Annotated in this window: 13 protein-coding genes; 5 read left to right on the top strand and 8 right to left on the bottom strand. The window is 62.3% G+C overall.

All coding sequences use genetic code 11. The features are described from left to right. Positions 1 to 6: 6 nt before the first annotated feature. Both EIY71_RS06465 and quiC read right to left on the bottom strand, forming a co-directional pair. Positions 7 to 684 carry a TetR/AcrR family transcriptional regulator gene (locus EIY71_RS06465; RefSeq protein ID WP_085747685.1) on the bottom strand — a complete coding sequence of 226 codons (678 nt, stop codon included), beginning with the start codon at positions 682 to 684 and terminating at the stop codon, positions 7 to 9. Positions 685 to 786: 102 nt separating this feature from the next. Beyond that, positions 787 to 2,688, bottom strand: coding sequence for a 3-dehydroshikimate dehydratase QuiC (gene quiC / locus EIY71_RS06460; RefSeq protein WP_134021009.1), 1,902 nt, complete (start codon positions 2,686 to 2,688; stop codon positions 787 to 789). A 273-nt stretch (positions 2,689 to 2,961) separates the two neighbouring features. Here quiC and EIY71_RS06455 point away from each other — a divergent pair, with 273 nt between their 5' ends. Next, entirely contained in the window at positions 2,962 to 4,299 is a 1,338-nt protein-coding gene (locus tag EIY71_RS06455) for an MFS transporter (protein ID WP_064599596.1), read from the top strand. A 60-nt stretch (positions 4,300 to 4,359) separates the two neighbouring features. Here the strand turns inward: EIY71_RS06455 and EIY71_RS06450 are convergent, their stop codons facing one another. The 4 genes from EIY71_RS06450 to EIY71_RS06435 form a co-directional block, all read right to left on the bottom strand. Further along, a complete protein-coding gene (locus EIY71_RS06450; RefSeq protein WP_039771776.1) occupies positions 4,360 to 5,238 on the bottom strand; it encodes a DMT family transporter in 879 nt (292 codons plus the stop codon). Between the two features lie 66 nt (positions 5,239 to 5,304). Then, a complete protein-coding gene (locus EIY71_RS06445; RefSeq protein ID WP_102686340.1) occupies positions 5,305 to 6,120 on the bottom strand; it encodes a sugar phosphate isomerase/epimerase in 816 nt (271 codons plus the stop codon). Positions 6,121 to 6,122: 2 nt separating this feature from the next. Next, positions 6,123 to 7,184, bottom strand: coding sequence for a Gfo/Idh/MocA family protein (locus EIY71_RS06440; protein WP_134021006.1), 1,062 nt, complete (start codon positions 7,182 to 7,184; stop codon positions 6,123 to 6,125). Between the two features lie 116 nt (positions 7,185 to 7,300). Beyond that, on the bottom strand, positions 7,301 to 8,077 hold the full coding sequence (locus EIY71_RS06435; RefSeq protein WP_134021003.1) for an IclR family transcriptional regulator: 777 nt from the start codon (positions 8,075 to 8,077) through the stop codon (positions 7,301 to 7,303). 177 nt (positions 8,078 to 8,254) lie between these two features. Here EIY71_RS06435 and EIY71_RS06430 point away from each other — a divergent pair, with 177 nt between their 5' ends. From EIY71_RS06430 to EIY71_RS06415, 4 genes are all read left to right on the top strand, one after another. Next, positions 8,255 to 9,991: an FAD-dependent oxidoreductase gene (locus EIY71_RS06430; RefSeq protein ID WP_134021000.1), complete on the top strand. Its 1,737-nt coding sequence runs from the start codon at positions 8,255 to 8,257 to the stop codon at positions 9,989 to 9,991. Beyond that, complete coding sequence (locus EIY71_RS06425) at positions 9,975 to 10,808, top strand: aldo/keto reductase (RefSeq protein ID WP_134020997.1); 834 nt, start codon at positions 9,975 to 9,977, stop codon at positions 10,806 to 10,808. The genes EIY71_RS06430 and EIY71_RS06425 overlap by 17 nt, the downstream gene beginning before the upstream one ends. 190 nt (positions 10,809 to 10,998) lie before the next feature. Continuing rightward, positions 10,999 to 11,886, top strand: coding sequence for a neutral zinc metallopeptidase (locus tag EIY71_RS06420; protein ID WP_039771788.1), 888 nt, complete (start codon positions 10,999 to 11,001; stop codon positions 11,884 to 11,886). After that, positions 11,887 to 12,840, top strand: a complete 954-nt coding sequence (locus EIY71_RS06415; RefSeq protein WP_085612583.1) for a hypothetical protein — start codon at positions 11,887 to 11,889, stop codon at positions 12,838 to 12,840. 29 nt (positions 12,841 to 12,869) lie between these two features. Here the strand turns inward: EIY71_RS06415 and EIY71_RS06410 are convergent, their stop codons facing one another. Together EIY71_RS06410 and tesB are read right to left on the bottom strand one after the other, a co-directional pair. Then, positions 12,870 to 13,463 (bottom strand): HAD family hydrolase, encoded by a 594-nt coding sequence (locus EIY71_RS06410; protein WP_085747678.1) that lies wholly within the window; start codon positions 13,461 to 13,463, stop codon positions 12,870 to 12,872. After that, positions 13,460 to 14,329, bottom strand: coding sequence for an acyl-CoA thioesterase II (gene tesB / locus EIY71_RS06405; RefSeq protein ID WP_007958750.1), 870 nt, complete (start codon positions 14,327 to 14,329; stop codon positions 13,460 to 13,462). Before tesB ends, EIY71_RS06410 begins: the two co-directional genes overlap by 4 nt. Positions 14,330 to 14,413 lie beyond the last annotated feature (84 nt).

Genomic DNA, 14,413 nt, shown 5'->3' with positions numbered 1-14,413 from the left:
CTTTGGTCACGCCTGCAGGTAGCGCAGCACCGACTCGCAAATCATCTCGCGATGACGCTGCTTGATGCTTTCGTCCGGCAGGTCGATCTGAAAGATCTCACCGAACGTGTGGCGGTTCGACACACGATAGAAGCAGAACGAACTGATCAGCAGATGCACGTCCAGCGCGTCGAGCCCGGCGCGGAACACGCCTTCTTCAGCACCACGACGCAGAATCTCGCCCAGGGAATCGAGGATGGTGTTGTTCATCGCCTTGATCGCGTCGGAACGCTTCACGTACTCGGCGTTGTGGATGTTTTCGATGCTGACGATCCGCACGAAATCGACGTTGCGATCGTGGTGATCGAAGGTGAACTCCACCAGACGCCGGATCGCTTCCACCGGCGGCAGTTCGGCCAGGTGCAGACGGTTCTCGGTGTTGCGGATATCGCCGTAGAGCTTCTCCAGCACCTCGACGTACAACTGCTCCTTGCTGCCGAAGTAGTAATAGATCATGCGCTTGGAGGTGTGGATGCGCTCGGCGATCGCGTCGACGCGAGCGCCGGACAGACCCTGCTGGACGAACTCGACGATCGCCTCCTGCAGGATATTCTCGCGGGTCTTTTCCGGGTTGTTCTTGCGACTTTTGCGCGGCTCTACCGCGGGTAGATCGGAGGCTGCGGAAAGTTCTGAAGTCATCGTCATTGCGGGCTCACGGCCATCACTGCACAGGCTGGCGATTATGGGCCGCGCGCCCCAGTGAAGGAAGCCGCGCGACCCGTGTTTAATCCCGCGTTTACGAATTTCCTACAACTTCGCCTGGCGAATCGCGCCACTGCGTGATTTGGCCATCGCCGCCAGCCGCACCGCGACGTTGGCCGCGCCATAACCGGCGTAACCGTTCTTGCGCTGGATGATCTCGAAGAAGAAACGCCCTTCGAACGGCTCGGTATAGACGTGAAACAACTCGCCACCCTGCGCATCGCCGTCGTACAGCACGTTGTAGTACGCCAGTTCGCTGAGGAATTCGTCATCGAAATCGAAGCGCGCCGCCAGGTCGTCGTAATAGTTGAGGGGGATATCCAGCAGCGGCACGCCCGCCTCTTTCGCCCGGCTGACTTCGGCGAAGATATCGTCGCAATCGAAGGCGATGTGATGCACCCCGGAGCCGCGATAACTCGACAGCGCGTGTGAGATCGCGGTGTTGCGGGTCTCGGAAATGTTCAGCGGCAGACGGATCGAACTGTCGCGGCTACGCAGCGCGCGACTCTTCACCAAGCCATACGGATCGGGCAGCACCACTTCGTCATCGGCCTCGAAATCCAGCAGGCTCTTGTAGAACAGCACCCAGCTGTCGAGGCTGTCTGCCGGCAGCGCCATGGCCATGTGGTCGATGCGCTTGAGGCCGCCCCGCGCAACAGCATCCGGCAGCAGATTGAAGTCGGTGCCGTAAACATCCGCGTCCTGATCCACCAGATAAATCAGGCTGCCGTCCGGCGCACGCACCGCCGCCAGTTCCAGCTCGTTGGGGCCGACCAGTCCGCGATACGGCTGACCTTTATAGGCGACCGCCCGGGCCAGCGCGCTGGCGCTGTCCTTGACCCGCACGGCGGTGGCGCACAGCGACGGGCCGTGGGCCTCGAAAAAGCTGTGGCCGAACGAATAGGGTTCCGAGTTGAGGATCAGGTTGATATCGCCCTGACGCAACAGGCTGACGCTCTTGGAACGATGCTGACCGGCCTTGACGAAACCCAGCCGCTCCAGCCAGTTCGACAGCTTGGCCCCGAGGCTTTCATCCACGGCGAACTCAAGAAACTCGATGCCGTTGTACTCGCTGGCCTTCGGCGTTTCGAAGAGGATTTCGCGGTTATCCACAGGACGGATGTCCTGCTCCAGACGCTGGCGGGTTTTCTCCTCCAGGTACAGCAGCGAACGCAGACCGTCGGCCGCATTGGCCCGAGGCGGTGCGGCGCGGAAGCCGTCGTTGAAGATTTCCAGCGACAGCGGCCCGGTGTAGCCGCTCTGGATGATCGGCGCTAGGAAGCCCGGAAGATCGAATTCACCCTGCCCCGGGAAGCAGCGGAAATGCCGGCTCCACTCCAGCACGTCCATCGCCAGGATCGGCGCGTCGGCCATCTGTACGAAGAAAATCTTGTCGCCGGGAATCTCGGCAATCGCCCGTGGATCGCCCTTGAGCGACAAGGTGTGGAAGCTGTCGAGCAACACGCCGAGGGCCGGGTGATCGGCCTGACGCACGATGTCCCAGACCTGTTGATAAGTATTGACGTGACGGCCCCAGGCCAGCGCTTCATAACCGATACGCAGGCCACGGGCGCCGGCGCGCTCGGCCAGCAGGCGCAGGTCGTCGATGAGGATCTGTTGCTCGCCGAGACTGTCGGGGGAGGCATTGCTGCAGACCAGCACCAGGTCGGTGCCCAGCTCCTGCATCAGGTCGAACTTGCGCTCGGCCCGCTCCAGGTTGCGGTCCAGGCGATCGCGGCGGCAGCCTTCGAAATCGCGGAACGGTTGAAACAGCGTGATGGCAATCCCGAGGTCGGCGCACATCTGCCGGATTTCCCGGGGGCTGCCGTCGTAATACAGAAGATCGTTCTCGAAAATCTCCACCCCGTCGAACCCGGCGGCGGCAATGGCTTCGAGTTTTTCCGGCAGGGTTCCGCTCAAGGAGACGGTGGCAATGGATCGCTGCATGTTTCAACTCCCGGTGGAGACGTCGGCTACGGAAATTGCGCCGCTTTTATAGGGTGAGCGAATTATTGGTCCCGGTTTTTCATTGAGCAATTTAAAGTGTACTACCCGGTTAGTTTTGCGTGCGATTATCGAACACAATGCCGGTTTGGCGAATTGACGATTTTTCGTCCACTGCCCAACATCCATCTCACCTTGAGTCCGGAACTGAACCACCGGTCGCAGCGTGCACAAGAAAAGCACACCAAATAACAAATCCAAAAACGGGTGGAACACATGATTCCTTCACAGACTTCCCGCATGGCTCCGGCCATGAGCACTGCCACGGGTGGCATCGGCGACAAGATCCGCGGCGCCATGGCCGTCGGCAAGACCCGTTGGGGCATGCTGGCGCTGGTGTTTTTCGCCACCACCCTGAACTACATCGACCGCGCCGCCCTCGGCGTCATGCAGCCGATCCTCGCCAAGGAAATGAGCTGGACGGCGATGGACTACGCCAACATCAACTTCTGGTTTCAGGTCGGCTACGCGATCGGCTTCGTGCTGCAAGGACGGCTGATCGACCGGGTCGGCGTCAAACGCGTGTTCTTCTGCGCAGTGCTGCTCTGGAGCCTGGCCACCGGCGCCCACGGCCTGGCGACCTCGGCGGTGGGCTTCATGGTCTGCCGGTTCATCCTCGGCCTGACTGAAGCGGCGAACTACCCGGCTTGTGTGAAGACCACGCGCCTGTGGTTCCCGGCCGGCGAGCGCGCCGTGGCCACCGGCATCTTCAACGCCGGCACCAACGTCGGTGCGATGTTCACCCCGATGCTGCTGCCGCTGATCCTTCACGTGTGGGGCTGGCAGGCTGCGTTCCTGTGCATGTCGGCGCTGGGGGGGATCTGGCTGCTGTTCTGGGGCCTGAAGTATTTCAACCCGGAAGATCACCCAAACGTTAAGCAGTCGGAGCTGGAATACATCCAGAAAGAAGTCGAACCGGAACAGGCCCGCGTGCCGTTCTCGAAAATCCTGCGCATGCGCGGCACCTGGGCCTTCGCCCTCGCTTACTCGCTGACCGCGCCGGTGTTCTGGTTCTACCTGTACTGGCTGCCGCCGTTTCTCAATCAGCAATACAACCTGGGCATCAATGTTACCCAGATGGGCATTCCGCTGATCATCATCTACGTCACCGCCGACTTCGGCAGCGTGGGCGGCGGGATTCTGTCTTCGTTCCTGATCGGTCGCGGCATGAACTCGATCAAGGCGCGGCTGCTGTCGATGTTCCTGTTCGCCTGCTGCATCATCGGTGTGGTGATGGCCGCCGGCTCCGCCAACCTGTGGATCGCGGTTGCCGCCATCTCTCTGGCCATCGGCGCGCATCAGGCCTGGACCGCCAACATCTGGAGCCTGGTGATGGACTACACGCCCAAGCACATGATGAGCACGGTGTTCGGTTTCGGCGGCATGTGCGCGGCGATCGGCGGGATGTTCATGACCCAGATCGTCGGCCACATCCTGACCGTCACCAATAACAACTACACCGTGCTGTTCACCCTGATCCCGGCGATGTACTTCATCGCCCTGACCTGGATGTACTTCATGGCACCGCGCAAGATTCCTACCGTTACCGAGTAGCCCTTCAATACTTAGAAGCCTTCCTGCACTGACCGGCCTGATTTCAGGCCGGTCACGTCTTCAGCGCCGGCTCTGCTGCCACGCTGCCGCCAGTCCGCTGCAACAGATCACCGCAATCCCGATCACCGTCATCAGGGTCGGCGTGTGAGCAAACAGCAACCAGCCCAACAATCCCGCAAACACGATCTGGCAGTAACCGAACGGCGCCAGCAACGCTGGTGCAGCATGGCGGAACGCCTGGGTCAGAAACAGGTGCGCGGTCATTCCGCAACTGCCCAGCGCCAGCATCAACAACGCATGCCCCAAACTCGGCACTTGCCAGAAGAACGGCACCAGCGCACTCATCACCAACGTGTTGCACAACCCGGCGAAAAAGTTGCTGGTGGTCGGGCTGTCGACTTCCGCGAGCTTGCGGGTGAGCAACTGATAGAAGCAGAAAAACAGCGCCGAACAGAACGGCAACAGAATCGCCGGGGTGAACAAGTCACCGCCCGGATGGACGATGATCAGCACACCGATGAACCCGCACACCACCGCGATCCACTGACCGCGCGTCACCCGTTCCTTGAGCAGCGGCACCGACAGCGCCGTCACCAGCACCGGAGCAAGAAAGTTGACCGCCGTGGCCTCGGCCAGCGGGATGTACAGCAACGCTGTGGTGAAAAACAGGCTGGTGCCCAACAGGCACAACGCCCGCGCCAACTGCCACAACGGACGTTTGGTGCGCAGCACGCGCAGCCCGGACTGCGGCAGGAAAATTCCCGCCATCAGCAGCGTGTGCACCAGATACCGCGCCCACACCACCATCACGATCGGATAAAAACCCGAAAGGTATTTCGACAGCGCGTCGTGACTGGAGAACAGGAAGGTTGCCACGACAATCAGCAAGATCCCCTTGAAGGGTTGGTTGACGCCGGAAAGCGGAGTGCTGACGGTCATTGGCTCTCTCTGAATGAAAAATAAACGGTGACGAGGACGCAGGCGCCCTCGCCCCTTGAAGCAGACTTAAAGCCGGGCCAACAATTCCCGTGTCCGGTCGATCGCCATTTGCGCCCGCTGCAAACCACTCACGCCTTGCTCCAGCAATTTGACCGTGGGAATTTCCAGACTCAGGGGAAGGTTAGCCGGAAGACTGCGCAACAAACCGATCAAGTCACAATCGCCCTCGCCGGGAAACCGTCGTTCATTGCGAGCCTGACGCAAGATCTCGGCCATGTCCGTCGGCCTCGGCCCGGCAACATCGCACAACTGTGCATAGCGCAGCCGCGAGGGCGGCACACCGTCCAGATCCTCCAGCCGCGATCCGGAACGGTCGAAGTGAAACGCATCGACCAGTACCGCCCCGTTTTCGCGCCCGGCCTTGTCGACGATGCGCAACGCCTGTTCGAGATTGCGCGCATCGGTCCATGGCATGAACTCCAGATGCGGATGCAAACCGTAGGGCGCCGCCAGATCGCAGAGTGCCGCGAAATTATCGGTGAGCCGCTGTTCGTCAGGATCGTTGCCGGCGACCAGCAATTCACTGGCACCGAACTCCGCGCCGACGCTAAGCAGTTGTTCGAAATCCGCAACCACCGTCTGCGGTTTCAAACGCAGGATTTCCACGTCGAGCACGCCGATTCCGGTGTCACGCAAACGCGCCAGTGTCTGACGCCGCAAATCGCCATCGGCTACCAATGGAAAGTGATATTCCTCGGGCGTCGCCGGCTCCAGACGCAGGCCGACATGGCTGTAACCGGCACGGGCCGCGACCTCGACCATCTCGGGTGGCGACAACTCCAGCACGGTCAGGCTGGCGAGGGACAGAATTCGTTCGTTCATGTTCAGGCCTCGATCTGCGCAGGTTCGGTGGCGCGACCGCTGGCCGCTGCTTCACGGATGGCCTCGACCAGCGCCAACGTGCGGGCGGCATCGGCGGCACTTACAAGCGGTTCGACTTCCCGGCGTGCAACGCGGACGAAATGCTGCAACTGCAATCGCAGGGCTTCGTCAGGCGTGAACGGTTCGTCGACGGACAGCAACGGCTCATGCCAACCTGCGTCCACCTGATCGGCGCGGTAATGCCAGTGTTTGAGCTGCGGAATGCTCAAGGCTCCTGCCGTTCCCGCCAGTAAATAACACGGCTGATCGGCCTGGCGCGGATAGGCCGGGTTTTCCCCGGAGTTCAACTCCCAGCTCCACGGCGCCGCCACCGCATCGGAACCGGTCAGCGTACCCAGCGCTCCGCCGTCGAACTGCAGCAGGATCGCCGCGCTGTCTTCATTGGCAAAACCACGCAACGCACGGTCGGTGATCGCCTGCACCGAACGCACTTCGCCGCACAGATGACGCAGCAGATCGAGGTCGTGAATCAGATTGGTCAACAGCATGCCCGCGCCCTCTTCGCGCCGCCACGCGGTTTCGAAATACTGGTCAGGCTTGCGCAGTTGGAACAACGCAGTCACCAGAGTCAGCCGTCCCAATGCTCCGCCCTTGACCAGTTCATGGGCTCGCACGATCAACGGATTGTGCCGCCGATGATGGCCAACCAGCACCGGCACACCACTGCGTTTCACCGCCGCCACCAGTTCCCGCGCCTCATCCAGGTTTACGCCCACCGGTTTTTCCAGCAACACCGGAACACCAGCGGCGAGACAATCCAGCGCAGTGCTGACGTGCTGACTATTCGGATTGGCGACGATCACGGCGTCTGGCCGGTTCTGCTCCAGCATCTGACGGTAATCGGGAAAATGCGCCACACCCCACTCCGCCGCCAGGGCCGGTGCCTGAGGGCCGGGATCGGCCACGGCGCATACCGTGGCCTCAGTGAGATGTTTCAGGTGCCGGTAATGTTGCTGGCCCATGTTACCGGCGCCGATCAGGGCGATTCGAAGGGGCGGGTTCAAGGTGCGATCCTCTTGTGATTGTTGTGGGAAAATTCACTCAATCAACAATTTAGAACCCGGTTCCATATTCTCACACCCGCCCGACTGAAAAGTGGGCGAACAGCGCACAGCTTTGCTTAAACGAACAATTCCGAGGCCAGGCTGGCCGCCGACAGCTCCTCGGTGAACGTCAGCAACAGCGGCGCCAGTTCATGCAATCGCGCCCCCGGCATCCGGGCGCTTGGGCCGGCGATGCTGAGCACGCCGATCACCCGGCCATCGGCGGGATGTTTCACCACGGCAGCAATCGCCGAAGTGCCCACCGCCGAGCTTTCTTCCACACAGGCATAACCCTGTTCACGGGCCACGCGCAGGCGTTCGAGCAGTTCAATATTGGAGCGCGGCGCGTTGGGCCCGATATCCGCCGGCACCCCCGCGCCCTGGCGTTCGACCAGCGACAACGCCTCGGCGTCGCTCATGCACGCCAGCCACGCATGGCCCGATGCGGTGTAGAACAGCGGCGCATCGCGGCCCATGTCCGGGTCGTAACGCAGACCGGTGCGGGCGCCCTGGGCCTTCGCAATCCAGGTCTGGCGCTCGCCGTCAATCACCCCAAGGCGCACCAGCTCACCGGTTTCCTGGGCCAGGCGATCCAGCACCGGCTGCACGATGTCGGCCCCGCTGCTCGACAGGTACTGAAAGCCCATCGCAACCAGTTTGGTCGACAGGTGATAACGCAACGTCTCCGGATTCTGCCGCACGTAACCCAGGCGGATCAGCTCGGCGAGCAGGCGGTGCGTCGCGCTCTTTGGAATGTCCAGTTGCTCGGCCAGGGTCTGCATCGGCAGCCCGCGCGGATCACTGGTGAGGCTTTCCAGCACGCTGAAAACCCGTTCGATTTGACTGCCGGCCATGATGCGCTCTCGGTGAAATTTCGCCGATTCTAGAAGACATCCCGAGGAATGCGAAATCTGGAACCCGGCGTCCGATAACCGCCCACTTTGCGCGTCAGTCGGTTGATCTGCTTCGCCCGCACTGGTTATTTTCTGGAACATGATTCTAAAAACAACTGACTGCTGGAGCCCTTGCTGATGCCTGCCCTTCCCGATATCGACTGCGACGTTCTGGTGGTCGGCTCCGGCGCCGCTGGTTTGTCGGCCGCCGTCACCGCCGCCTGGCATGGCTTGAAGGTCATCGTGGTGGAAAAGGATCAGGTGTTCGGCGGCGCCACCGCGTGGTCCGGCGGCTGGGCGTGGGTGCCGTGCAATCCGCTGGCCCGGCGCGCCGGGATCGTGGAAGACGTGGAACTGCCGCGCACCTATCTGCGCCACGAACTCGGCGAGCACTACGACCCGGCCATGATCGACGCCTTCCTTGAAGCCGGCCCGCGCATGGTGGCGTTCTTCGAACAACACACCGCCCTGCAATTTGCCGACGGCAACGCCATCGCCGACATCCACGGTGAAACACCGGGCGCCGGCACCGGCGGACGCTCGGTGATTGCCGCCCCCTATGACGGACGAAAGGTCGGGCGCCTGCTCAAGCGTCTTCGCACAACCATGCGCGAAACATCGTTCATGGGCATGCCGATCATGGCCGGTGCGGACCTGTCGGCGTTTCTCAATCTGACCCGCTCGTTGTCGGCGGCCTGGCACGTGACCCGGCGTTTCACTCGCCACCTGTTGAACCTGGCGCTGCACGGCCGGGCGATGCAACTGGTCAACGGCGTGGCGCTGGTGGCGCGGCTGGCGAAGTCCGCCGAAGACCTCGGCGTACTGCTGTGGGAATCGGCGCCAGTGACGGAACTGTTGCGCGACGATTCACGCATCACCGGCGCTCGCGTGAACACCACAAAAGGCCCGGTCAATGTCCATGCCCGCAAAGCCGTGGTGCTCGCCGCTGGCGGATTTGCCAACGACATCGAGCGGCGCAAAGCCTTGTTCCCTCGCACGCCCACCGGTCATGAACATTGGGCGCTGCCTCCGCTGGCAGTCAATGGCGATGGCCTGCGACTGGGCGAAACCGCCGGGGGCCGGGTCAACACCGATGTGGCCTCTCCTGTGGCGTGGGCACCGGTCTCGCAGGTGCCACATTCCGACGGCAGCATCGGCCATTTCCCACACATCATCGAACGCGGCAAACCGGGCGTCATCGGCGTGCTGCGCAACGGCCAGCGCTTCGTCAACGAAGCCAACGGCTATTACGACTACGTCAGCGCCATGGTCGCCGCCGCCCCCGAGGGCGAAGAGGTCGCGTCCTGGCTGATCTGCACCCGCGCGTTCCAGCGCCGTTACGGGCTCGGCATGTCTCGGCCGTTTCCGGTGCCGGTGTCAGGTTTTATCCGCAGCGGCTATCTGAAAACCGGCGATACCCTGGAGGAATTGGCCAGCGCATGCGGCATCGACGCGAAGGGTTTACGCGCCACCGTCGATGATTACAACCACCATGCCCGGCACGGCGAAGACCCGCTGTTCGGTCGCGGCTCGACCCCGTACAACCGCAAACAGGGTGATCCGGCGCAACAGCCCAATCCGTGCGTCGCTCCTATCGAACACGGCCCGTTCTACGCGGTGAAGGTGCAGCCGGGCTGCTTCGGCACCTTCGCCGGGCTCAAGGTCAACCCGCATGCGCAAGTGCTCGACGCCGAAGACTGGCCCATCGCCGGTCTCTACGCCGCCGGTGGCGACATGGCCAGCATCATGGGCGGGCATTATCCGGCGGGCGGGATCAACCTCGGCCCGGCCCTGACTTTCGGTTACATCGCAGCCCGGCACATGGCGGGCGTCACGGCTTTCGAACAGGAGATCGACCATGCAGCACATCGTTAACAGACAAGGACTGAACCTGCCAAAACTCGGCCTCGGCACCTGGCCGATGCTCGGCGACGAATGCACCCGCGCCGTGGAGCAAGCGCTGGAACTCGGTTACCGGCACATCGACACGGCAGCGGCCTACAACAACGAAGATGCAGTCGGACAGGCCCTGGCGAATACGCCGACACCCCGCGAGCAGATTCACGTCACCACCAAGGTCTGGTGGGACCAGTTGCAACCGGATGCCATGCGTCATTCGCTGGATCGCAGCCTCAAGGCCTTGCGCAGCGAGTACGTCGACCTGTTCATGATTCATTGGCCGACCACCGACTGGGACCTGCCGCGCACCCTTGAGACCCTCGCGTCGTTCAAGGAGCAAGGTTTGGCTCGCAACATCGGTGTGGCGAATTTTCCGCTGCCGCTGCTGCGCAAAGTCGTCGAGGAATACGGCATCCCTCTGTCAGCCATTCAGGTCGAGTACCACGTCCTGCTCGGACAAAACGCCCTGCTCGACTACGCCCGTCAACATGATCTGGCGCTCACGGCCTACACGCCACTGGCGCGTAACAAGGTCTCGGAGATTCCACAGATTCAGCAGATCGCCGAAAAACACGGCGTGCTGCCGACTCAAGTGGCGCTGAAGTGGCTGCTGGATCAGGACAACGTGGCGGCGATTCCCAAGGCCAGCAGCAAGACCAATCAACTGGCCAACCTGGCCTCGCTGAATGTCAAACTGGATGACGACGACCGGGCGCTGATCGCTGCGTTGTCCAAGCGCGAACGTCAGGTCAGCCCGGACTTCGCGCCGGTATGGGATGCCTTCGACCGCTGAAATCTGACCCGGCGAAAGAAAACCGCCGGCGGATTGAATTCCCGGCGCTCGCGCTCGTCAATAACAGGCCCGACCTCGTCACCCCGAGGCCGGGCCTTTGTGCGTGTGTACGAATAGACGGACGATCGGACTGGCGCCACACTCACACACCAGCAACACTCATCACCACGATCAGACAGAGGATTCCCACATGCTATGGAAAAAAGGCCGACGCAGTGACAACGTCGTCGATGCCCGTGGCGATGACATGGGCGGTGGTGGCGGTATGCGCTTCGGCGGCGGCAAGGGCCTGAGCCTCGGAGCGATCCTGCTGATCGTCGGCATCGGCTGGATCACCGGCCAGGACCCGCTGCAGATCCTCGGCCAGCTCACCGGGCAGATGACCGAACAATCGGCCCCTACTTCGCAGACCCGTCAGGCACCGCCGGCCAACGATGAACAGGCCGAATTCGTGCGCTCGATCCTCGGCGACACCGAAGACACCTGGGGCGCGATCTTCCAGCAGGCCGGCCGGCAATATAAGGATCCGACCCTGGTGCTGTTCAGCAACCGGGTCAATTCCGCCTGCGGTCTGGCGACCTCGGCCACCGGCCCGTTCTACTGCCCGGCAGACCAGAAAGTCTATCTGGACATGGCGTTCTTCCAGGAAATGGCCCAGCGCTTCAAGGCTGCCGGCGACTTCGCCCAGGCCTACGTAATCGCTCACGAAGTCGGACATCATGTGCAGACGCTGCTCGGCGTCTCGGCGAAAATTCAGACAGCCCGCCAGCAAGGCCGGCAGATGGAAGGTGACGGCGGTCTGCTGGTGCGTCAGGAACTGCAAGCCGATTGCCTGGCCGGGGTCTGGGCCTACAACGCGCAGAAGCGTCTGAACTGGCTGGAACCGGGCGACATCGAAGAAGCCTTGAACGCAGCGAACGCCATCGGTGATGATCGCCTGCAACAACAGGGTCAGGGCCGTGTGGTGCCGGACTCGTTTACTCACGGTACGTCGGCGCAAAGGGTGCGCTGGTTCAAAACCGGATTCGCCCAGGGCCAGGTCGGCCAGTGCGATACCTTTGCGGCGAAAAACCTGTAAATGCATAAATGGCTGTTGGCTTTACTGTTCATCGGCGGCACCGCCCAAGCGGCCGGCGTCGACGCAATCAGTCCCGGGCGCCTGCAATTGCAGGCCGGCGAAATGGCGGTGGGCATCGGCCCGGCGCCGGCGAAAATCGAGCGCGTGCTGATCGTCATTCATGGCCGCCTGCGCAACGCCGAGACCTATCGCAAAAGCGGCGAAGTCGCGGCGGAACTGGCCGGGCAAACCGCCAACACCCTGGTGATCGCCCCGCAGTTTCTCAACGAAAGCGATGTGTCGCTCTACTCGCTACCCGCCAGCGTGCTGCGCTGGCAAGGCAACGAGTGGATGGGCGGCGGGTTATCCACAGGGCCGAATCCGCTGAGTTCCTACGCCGCACTGGACGAAATCGTCGGAAGGCTGAGCGATCGCAAGCAGTTTCCGGACGTGAAGCAGATCGTGATCTTCGGTCACTCCGGCGGTGCCCAGGTGGTGCAGCGTTATGCGCTGCTGGCCCAGGAACAGCCGGCGCTCAAGACCGAAGGCATTCGCTTGCGTTATGTGGTGGCCAACCCGTCGTCCTACGCCTACTTCAATGAGCAACGCCCGGTGGCCTTCGATCATGCGAAGTGCCCGGGTTTCAACCGCTGGAAGTACGGTCTGGTGGACCCGCCGATCTACGCGGGTGGGCAAACGCCCGCGCAGCTTGAAGGCCGTTACGTCAAACGCGAGGTGATTTATCTGCTGGGCCAGCAGGACACCGACCCGCAGCACCCGGCGCTGGACAAGAGCTGCGCCGCCAAAGCCCAGGGGGCTTATCGACTGGAGCGCGGCAAGCTGTTTTTCGGTTACTTGCTGCGTCGTCACCCTGAAGGGGTCAATCAGCGCCTGATCGAAGTGCCCGGGGTCGGTCATAACGGCGACGGCATGCTGACCTCGCCGGAAGGCCAGAAAGCACTGTTCGAGCAATAAAAAACGGGGGCCGAAGCCCCCGTTTTTTTTCAAGCGAACAACATTCGCCGCAACTCCACACAATCCTTCGCATGCCAATCGGTCAGCTCCGGCCACGGATTGTCCGGCAGGTTCACCAGCACCGTGTGCGTACCCGCTGCCCGACCGCAGTCGAGGTCGAAGCGGTAATCTCCGACCATCACCATCTCGCTCGCCGGCACTTGCCAGGCTTCGGCCAGTTTCAGCAAACCGCCCGGATGCGGTTTCGGCGGCGCTTCCTCGCGACCCAGCACATCCTCCACCGCAAAGCAGTCGGCCAGGCCGATGGCTTCCAGCGTCACATGGGCCAGCTCCCGCGCATTGCGGGTCAGGATGCCCAGGCGATAACCCTTGGCGTGCAGGTCGCGCACCAGCTCCACCGCGCCGACCGCCGGGGTCGAGCCGAGCGCCAGATCCCGCTCATGTTCCAGCAGCCACGCATGTTTCGCCGCCGCTTCATCGGCAGGTAATGCCGCGAGGTGGGTAAGGATGTCGTCCTCCGGCGGGATCGCCAGCGCCACGCGAATCGCCGCGAAGTCATGCACGGCGACGGTCAGGGTGCCGTCCATGTCGAACACCCAGTGCCGCACATCCGCCAGACTCATGCCCAGTCCTTGCGATGACGGATCAGGCCTTCCTGAGTCACCGACGCCACCAGTTGTCCGGCGCGGTTGAACACGCTGCCACGGGAGAACCCGCGCGAGTTGCCGGCCCACGGGCTGTCCATGGCGTAGAGCAACCAGTCATCGGCGCGCAGATCGTTGTGGAACCACAAGGCGTGGTCAAGGCTGGCGACCTGCATGTCTTTCTGCCAGACCGATTTGCCGTGGGGCAGCATCGAGGTGGTCAGCAGACCGAAGTCCGAGGCGTAGGCCAGCAGGTATTTGTGCAGCGCCGGGATGTCGGCCAAGGCGCCGTCGGCGCGGAACCACACGTACTTGACCGGATCCGCCGGTTGCGGGTTGTACGGGTCTTTTTCGGTGACCGGGCGCACTTCGATCGGCTTCGGGCACAGCAGCTTTTCGCGCATGTGTTCCGGGATCAGGTGCGCGCGTTGCTGGGTCAGTTCCAGCTCCGACGGCAGGTTTTCCGGGCCGACCACTTGCGGCATCTGGCTCTGGTGTTCGAAGCCTTCTTCGTCGTACTGAAACGACGCGCTGCAAGTGAAAATCGGGTGGCCCTTCTGGATCGCGGTCACGCGGCGGGTGCTGAAACTGCCGCCGTCCCGCACGCGGTCCACCGAGTAGACCACCGGCAACTTGGCATCGCCCGGACGCAGAAAATAACCGTGCATCGAATGCACATGACGCGCTTCTTCAACGGTCTGACTGGCCGCCGACAGCGACTGGCCCAATACCTGGCCGCCGAACAACTGGCGAAAGCCCAGATCCTGACTGCGACCACGGAACAGGTTTTCCTCGATCGGTTCGAGGGTCAGCAGATCCACCAGATCTTCCAACACTTGGCTCATTCAGACTCTCCTCACACAACGCTATGCCGCGCAGTCCTGACTGCGACGGCCAATTCAGATTCTGGCGCGAGCCACTGATCGCGC

It is taken from the genome of Pseudomonas sp. CH235 (assembly GCF_004368175.1).
Taxonomy (GTDB): Bacteria; Pseudomonadota; Gammaproteobacteria; order Pseudomonadales; family Pseudomonadaceae; genus Aquipseudomonas; species Aquipseudomonas paraglycinae.
Note: the sequence above shows the minus strand (reverse complement) of the source record. Positions and strands in the feature narration are given on the sequence as shown.

What these genes read in the sequence shown, in the direction of transcription:
- EIY71_RS06465 (WP_085747685.1), bottom strand. Translation starts at nt 684, where the DNA reads ATGACGATGACTTCAGAACTTTCCGCAGCCTCCGATCTACCCGCGGTA.
- quiC (WP_134021009.1), bottom strand. Translation starts at nt 2,688, where the DNA reads ATGCAGCGATCCATTGCCACCGTCTCCTTGAGCGGAACCCTGCCGGAA.
- EIY71_RS06455 (WP_064599596.1), top strand. Translation starts at nt 2,962, where the DNA reads ATGATTCCTTCACAGACTTCCCGCATGGCTCCGGCCATGAGCACTGCC.
- EIY71_RS06450 (WP_039771776.1), bottom strand. Translation starts at nt 5,238, where the DNA reads ATGACCGTCAGCACTCCGCTTTCCGGCGTCAACCAACCCTTCAAGGGG.
- EIY71_RS06445 (WP_102686340.1), bottom strand. Translation starts at nt 6,120, where the DNA reads ATGAACGAACGAATTCTGTCCCTCGCCAGCCTGACCGTGCTGGAGTTG.
- EIY71_RS06435 (WP_134021003.1), bottom strand. Translation starts at nt 8,077, where the DNA reads ATGGCCGGCAGTCAAATCGAACGGGTTTTCAGCGTGCTGGAAAGCCTC.
- EIY71_RS06430 (WP_134021000.1), top strand. Translation starts at nt 8,255, where the DNA reads ATGCCTGCCCTTCCCGATATCGACTGCGACGTTCTGGTGGTCGGCTCC.
- EIY71_RS06425 (WP_134020997.1), top strand. Translation starts at nt 9,975, where the DNA reads ATGCAGCACATCGTTAACAGACAAGGACTGAACCTGCCAAAACTCGGC.
- EIY71_RS06420 (WP_039771788.1), top strand. Translation starts at nt 10,999, where the DNA reads ATGCTATGGAAAAAAGGCCGACGCAGTGACAACGTCGTCGATGCCCGT.
- EIY71_RS06415 (WP_085612583.1), top strand. Translation starts at nt 11,887, where the DNA reads ATGCATAAATGGCTGTTGGCTTTACTGTTCATCGGCGGCACCGCCCAA.
- EIY71_RS06410 (WP_085747678.1), bottom strand. Translation starts at nt 13,463, where the DNA reads ATGAGTCTGGCGGATGTGCGGCACTGGGTGTTCGACATGGACGGCACC.
- tesB (WP_007958750.1), bottom strand. Translation starts at nt 14,329, where the DNA reads ATGAGCCAAGTGTTGGAAGATCTGGTGGATCTGCTGACCCTCGAACCG.